Source organism: Mesorhizobium sp. M7A.F.Ca.CA.004.04.2.1, from assembly GCF_004022825.1.
In the GTDB taxonomy this organism is placed as follows: domain Bacteria; phylum Pseudomonadota; class Alphaproteobacteria; order Rhizobiales; family Rhizobiaceae; genus Mesorhizobium.
This window is the reverse complement of sequence record NZ_RZPH01000313.1, coordinates 1-5,775: the sequence shown is the minus strand read 5'-3', so window position 1 is coordinate 5,775 and position 5,775 is coordinate 1. Positions and strand designations below refer to the sequence as shown.

The 5,775-nt window shown below is 65.9% G+C and carries 5 protein-coding genes and 2 pseudogenes; 3 read left to right on the top strand and 4 right to left on the bottom strand.

What is annotated here, in order from left to right:
- The 4 genes and pseudogenes from EN893_RS15695 to EN893_RS15680 all read right to left on the bottom strand — a co-directional run.
- A pseudogene (locus EN893_RS15695) lies at nt 1–297 on the bottom strand (N-acetylglucosamine-6-phosphate deacetylase); the annotation flags it as partial.
- Nucleotides 294–1,328, bottom strand: coding sequence for an SIS domain-containing protein (locus EN893_RS15690; protein WP_164748800.1), 1,035 nt, complete (start codon nt 1,326–1,328; stop codon nt 294–296). The gene EN893_RS15690 and the pseudogene EN893_RS15695, both read right to left, overlap by 4 nt.
- Before the next feature lie 17 nt (nt 1,329–1,345).
- Nucleotides 1,346–2,128, bottom strand: a complete 783-nt coding sequence (locus EN893_RS15685) for a GntR family transcriptional regulator (RefSeq protein WP_027040192.1) — start codon at nt 2,126–2,128, stop codon at nt 1,346–1,348.
- Complete coding sequence (locus EN893_RS15680; RefSeq protein WP_127267935.1) at nt 2,125–3,006, bottom strand: N-acetylglucosamine kinase; 882 nt, start codon at nt 3,004–3,006, stop codon at nt 2,125–2,127. Before EN893_RS15680 ends, EN893_RS15685 begins: the two co-directional genes overlap by 4 nt.
- A 198-nt stretch (nt 3,007–3,204) precedes the next feature.
- Between EN893_RS15680 and EN893_RS15675 the strand changes: the two genes are divergently transcribed.
- From EN893_RS15675 to EN893_RS15665, 3 genes and pseudogenes are all read left to right on the top strand, one after another.
- Nucleotides 3,205–4,164 (top strand): N-acetylmuramic acid 6-phosphate etherase, encoded by a 960-nt coding sequence (locus tag EN893_RS15675; protein ID WP_127272472.1) that lies wholly within the window; start codon nt 3,205–3,207, stop codon nt 4,162–4,164.
- A gap of 2 nt (nt 4,165–4,166) precedes the next feature.
- A complete protein-coding gene (locus EN893_RS15670; protein WP_127269378.1) occupies nt 4,167–5,426 on the top strand; it encodes an ABC transporter substrate-binding protein in 1,260 nt (419 codons plus the stop codon).
- Between the two features lie 245 nt (nt 5,427–5,671).
- Nucleotides 5,672–5,775, top strand: a pseudogene (locus EN893_RS15665) (sugar ABC transporter permease); the annotation flags it as partial.

The following is a 5,775-nucleotide window of genomic DNA, read 5'->3' as shown; positions in this document are numbered from 1 at the left end:
CAGCGTCGGCAGCAGCGCCGTCGTGCCGAAGGGCGCGTGCGCGCGACAAATGGTTTCGATGGAAGCGACATCGGGATGGTCGTTGAGCATGACGCCGCCGCCGCCATTGACCTGTACATCCACAAAGCCCGGCGTCAGAAGGCCGCCGCCGGTGTCGACGACGCGGATATCCGAGGGGACGGCGCCCGTTGGCAAAATAGCCTCGACGAGACCGTCGCGCACGACAAGTGCGTGGCCTTCATGCCAGTCGTCGCCGTCGAAAATCCGGGCTCCAGTCAGGGCAAAGCGATCGCTCATACTGTCTCCGTCACCTTGCGAAGATTGCGCGGCGTGTCCGGGTCGAGACCGCGATGGCGGGCAAAGGCCTCGACGAACATGTAGAAGGAGACGATCAGCGTCAGCGGATCGGTCAGCGGGTGGCCAGTGGCGACATGCGGCAGGCGCACGGCGCGTTTGGCAAGCGCCGAGGTGACGAACACCGGCGCGCCCTTGGCCGCCAGGCTGTCGGCGGCCTCGGCAATGGACGGTTCGGAGGCGTCGCGCGCGGCCAGCGCCAGCACCGGAAAATCGGGACCGATCAGCGCCAGCGGGCCGTGCATGACCTCGGCGGCGCTGTAGGCCTCGGCATGCATGCCGCAGGTCTCCTTGAATTTCAGCGCCGCCTCATTGGCCATCGCCGCCGACGGTCCGCGGCCGAGGATGAACAGCGACTTCTGCTTCTCGATCGTCTCGGAGAGCACGCTCATCCAGTCGCAGGCGATCGCCTTGCCGAAATGCTCCGGCAGGCGGGCAAGTGCGGCCAACAGCGCGTCGTCGCCCGTGGCATGCGCCATCAGAGCGAGGCCAGCGACGGCCGAATTGATGAAGGTCTTCGTGGCCGCGACGCTGCGCTCGGGGCCGGCCAGGATATCGATCGCATAGTCCGAAGCACGCGCCAGCGGCGAATCGGCGGTGTTGGTGATGGCGACGGTCAGCGCGCCCCCCGCCCGCGCGGTTTCGGCCATGGCGACGATATCGGGGCTCTTGCCCGACTGCGAGATTGCCAGGCAGGCCGAGCCGGCCAGCCTGAGCTTGCGGCCGTAGATCGAGGCGATCGACGGTCCGACCGATGCGACGGCCAGGCCGGCGGTCAGCTCGACGGCGTATTTCATGAAGGTGGCGGCATGGTCGGACGAGCCGCGCGCCACGGTGACGACGAACTGCGGGTCACGTTCACGGATGCCGCGCCCGGCCTCTGTCAGCACGGCGCCGGAGCCGTCGAGCAGGCGGGCGACCGCTTGCGGGACCTCCTCGATCTCGCGCCGCATATGGGTCATTTCTGCCGACATGGTCGGCTTTGTCGTGCTCATGGTCGGCCCTCTTCGCTCGGCCCTGTCAGCCGCAGTTCGGCGACGAAATCATAGGCGTCGCCTCGGTAGATGGAGCGGGTGAATTCGATCACCTTGCCGCTCGCCAGATAGGAAATGCGTTCGATGTGCAGGCCGGCAATGCCTGGCGGCACTTCGAGCAGGCGCGCGTCGCTGTCGCCGAGATTGGCGGCGGAGATGCGCTGCACCGCCCGCACCGGCCGGTTGCCGGTCAATTCCAGCGCCGCGTAGAGCGAGGAACCTATATCGGCCGGATCGGGCAACACGCTGGCCGACAGCGAGGCGCGTTCGATCGCCAGCGGCGTGTCGTTGGCAATGCGCAGGCGCGCCACCCGCGCCACCAGTTCGCTCGACGACAGGCCGAGCACCATCATCTCGTCGGGCGAGGGCGCGTAAAGGCCGCGGTCGAGCCATGCCGAACGCACCGCCATGCCGCGCCGCGCCATGTCCTCGGTGAACGAGGTCAGCCGCGACAGCGACTGTTCGACACGCTCCATGCGCGGCGCCACGAAGGTGCCGGAGCCGTGGCGCTGCACCAGGATGCCGCCCTTGACCAGGTCCTGCACCGCCTTGCGCACGGTGACCCGCGAAATATCGGCCTTGGTGGCGATGTCGCGCTCGGAAGGCAGCGCGTCGCCCGGCCCGATGAGGCCGCGATTGACCGCGTCCTCGATGCTCTTGCGAAGCTGCAGATAAAGCGGCGCGCCGCTTTGCGCCTGATGTTTGAGCGTGGCGAAGATCTGGTCGGCGGCCTCGCTCATCGAGTTGCCTCCGCGTGTCCGGCGAAAAGGCGGACCGCTATCTGCACCGCGCCGCCCAGCGCGTCGTCGAGCGGCGGCTTCAGCAGCGCCCGGTAACGGGCAGACAGGCGCGGCGCGTAGAGCGGCGCCAGCCCGCCGAGCAGGCACAGCGGCGCGTCGTCGGCGAGATCGAGCGCGCCGAGCGAGGCTTCGACATCGGCGACCACCCTGTCGAGGATCCAGTTGGCGACGCTGTCACCCTTCTCGGCATGCTCGAACACCTTGGGTGCGAAGCCGCCGAAATCGCCCGGCTTGGCATTGGTGGTGAATTCGACGACATCCTCCGGGTTGTTGCGGAACACGGCCAGCATGCTCTGCGTCAGCGGCGAACCTTCGCGGACGCCGTCATAGGCAAGCAGGGTCTGTTCGAGCAGGTCGCGGCCGATACGGGCGCCGCTGCCCTGGTCGCCAACCTGGAAGCCCCAGCCGCCGATGGCCCGCGATTTGCCTTGTCTGCGCGCCATATAGGCGGTGCCGGTGCCGAGGATCGCCATGGCGCCGTCGCCGGAGCCGACAGCGCCTTCCAGTGCGATCTCGGCGTCGGTCTCGACGCGGCTGATGCTGAACGGCAGGATCGCTTCGAGCTGCTGCCGGTAGGTGCCGACATTGGCGCCGGCCAGCCCGAGAATGGCCGGCGTCTGCGGGATCAGTTCCGCATCCTGCCCGGCGGCGAGAAACGCCTGCCGCGCGGCCTCGACGATGTTCGAGCGGGCGCCGGTCAAGTCGGTGCGGATGTTGGCGGCGCCGCTTTTTGCGCGGCCAATCACCGTGCCGTCCGCCGTTGCCAGGGCGGCCCTGCAGCTGGTGCCGCCGCCATCGATTCCGAGCACGAAATTCACGTGATTTCTCCTCCAGGCGGATAATACCAATAAAATACCAATAGCCAAGGGTTAATTTCCGTTTCAAAAAGATTAAGCCGTATTTTATTGAAAATCCTATGAATTTCGCCGGCTCAGCGATTTCCGGCCAGCGAATTCGTTAATGCGTGTGGACAAGTGGTATTTTTTTGGTATTGTTCTGGTATTGGAGGAACCGGGATGGCCGAAACGCGCACCGAAGCGCTTCACAAAAATGCCGAGGGGCTGGATATCCAGCCTCCGGACGCCATCCTTTCCTATCTGGCCGATGCGCAGATCGAAGCCGCCAAGGTCGTGCGCCATGCCATTCCATCCATAGCCAGGGCCGCCGAGATCATCGCCGGCAGGCTGAAGAGCGGCGGCAAGCTTGCCTACGCCGCGGCCGGCAGCTCAGGCCTGATGGCGCTGGCAGATGCGCTGGAACTGCCGGGCACCTTCGGCATTCACCGTGACCGCATCGCTATCCTGATCGCTGGCGGCGACGACGCTTTCCGCACGCTTGCCGGAGGGCCGGAAGACGATACCGAGGAGGCTGCGGCAGCGGTCGCCGAGGCCGGCCTCGGCAAGGGCGACTGCCTGATCGCTATTTCCGCCAGCGGCACGACGCCCTATGCCGTGCGGGCCATCGAGGACGCCCGGCTTCGGGGCGCCGCCACAATCGCTATTGCCAACAACGGCAACACGGCGCTGCTGCGCCTGGCCGATGTGGCCATCCTGCTCGAAACGCCGCCGGAGTTGATCGCCGGCTCCACGCGTATGGGCGCCGGCACCGCCCAGAAGATCGCGCTCAACATGCTGTCGACGCTGACCGCCATCCATCTCGGCCATGTGCATGACGGCTACATGGTCAATCTGATGGCCGACAACATCAAGCTGCGCGGCCGCGCGGCGCGCATCGTCGCCGCCGTCAGCGGGTGCGGCACGGACGAAGCGGCCCGCCTGCTCGAGAAGAGCGGCGGCGCGGTCAAGACCGCCATTCTGCTCGCCGCCGGCGCCGACAGCACCGACGCGGCGCAGAAGACACTGGAAGAGGCCGGCCAGAAGCTGCGCCCGGCCCTTTCCGCTATAGAGGGGAGCAAGGGCTCAAAAGCCTCCGTTCTCATCAAAACCGAACCTGAAAAAGGTCAACAGGGAGACTGAGCATGACAACGAAACTACTGACGGCACTGCTTTTGGGCACCAGCATTCTCGGCTCGGCCGGGGTTGCTTCTGCCGCAGACGTAACGCTCAACATCGAAAGCTGGCGCGGTGACGACCTTGCCATCTGGAAGGACAAGCTGCTCCCGGCTTTCGAAGCCAAGAACCCGGGCATCAAGGTGGTGTTCGCGCCCTCGGCTCCGACCGAATATGACGCAGCGCTCGGCGCCAAGCTCGCCGCCGGCTCGGCGGGCGACCTGATCACCTGCCGCCCGTTCGACAAGTCGCTCGAGCTGTTCAAGAAGGGCAACCTTGCCGATCTCTCGGCGCTGCCCGGCATGGAGAACTTCTCGCCCGTGGCAAAGTCCGCCTGGCAGACCGACGACGGCAAGGCGAGCTTCTGCGTGCCGATGGCCTCGGTCATCCACGGCTTCATCTACAACAAGGACGCCTTCGACAAGCTCGGCATCAAGGTGCCGGAGACCCGCGACGAGTTCTTCGCCGCGCTCGACAAGATCAAGGCCGACGGCACCTACATCCCGATGGCGATGGGCACCAAGGATCTCTGGGAAGCCGCGACCATGGGCTACCAGAACATCGGCCCCAACTACTGGAAGGGCGAGGACGGCCGCGCAGCACTGATCAAGGGCGAGCAGAAGCTGACCGACAAGGACTGGGTCGCGCCGTATGAGGAACTGGCCAAGTGGAAGCCTTATCTCGGCGACGGCTTCGAGGCGCAGACCTATCCGGACAGCCAGAACCTGTTCACGCTCGGCCGCGCCGCCATCTACCCGGCCGGCTCGTGGGAAATCGGCCTGTTCAACACCCAGGCCCAGTTCAAGATGGGCGCCTTCCCGCCGCCGGTCGAGAAGGCCGGCGACACCTGCTACATATCAGACCATACCGATATCGGCATGGGCCTGAACGCGGCTTCGAAGAACGCCGATGCGGCCAAGACCTTCCTGTCCTGGGTCGCCTCGCCCGACTTCGCCACCATCTACGCCAACGCGCTGCCGGGCTTCTTCAGCCTGAACTCCTCGCCGGTGAAGATGGAAGACCCGCTGGCGCAGGAATTCGTCTCCTGGCGCGGCAAGTGCAAGTCGACCATCCGCTCGACCTACCAGATCCTGTCGCGTGGCACGCCGAACCTCGAGAACGAGACCTGGGTTGAATCGGCCAACGTCATCAACGGCACCGATACGCCGGAAGCCGCGGCCAAGAAGCTGCAGACCGGTCTCGACAGCTGGTACAAGCCGGCCAAGTAAGAGCTCGGCTGAGCGCTGCTTTATCTCCCCCCTCGAGGGGGAGATGTCGCCGAAGGCGACAGAGGGGGTCGGTGGAGGCAGGCCGCGACTTGATCGTTGCTGGAAAGCGCGGTCAAATGTCGATGGCGCGCTGCCTTGACCGACCCCACCCGCCTCGCTTCGCGAGGCACCCTCCCCTCGAGGGGGAGGGAGGCGCCGCGCCTTTGGCGGCATTTGCCGAGACCTAAACGGCGGGGACCAAACTCATGGCCGCAGATATCAGACCGAAAAGACCGTTCCGCTGGCATATAGGCGTCTTCCTGGCGCCGGCGGTGCTTGTCTACACGGCGATCATGATCCTGCCGCTCGC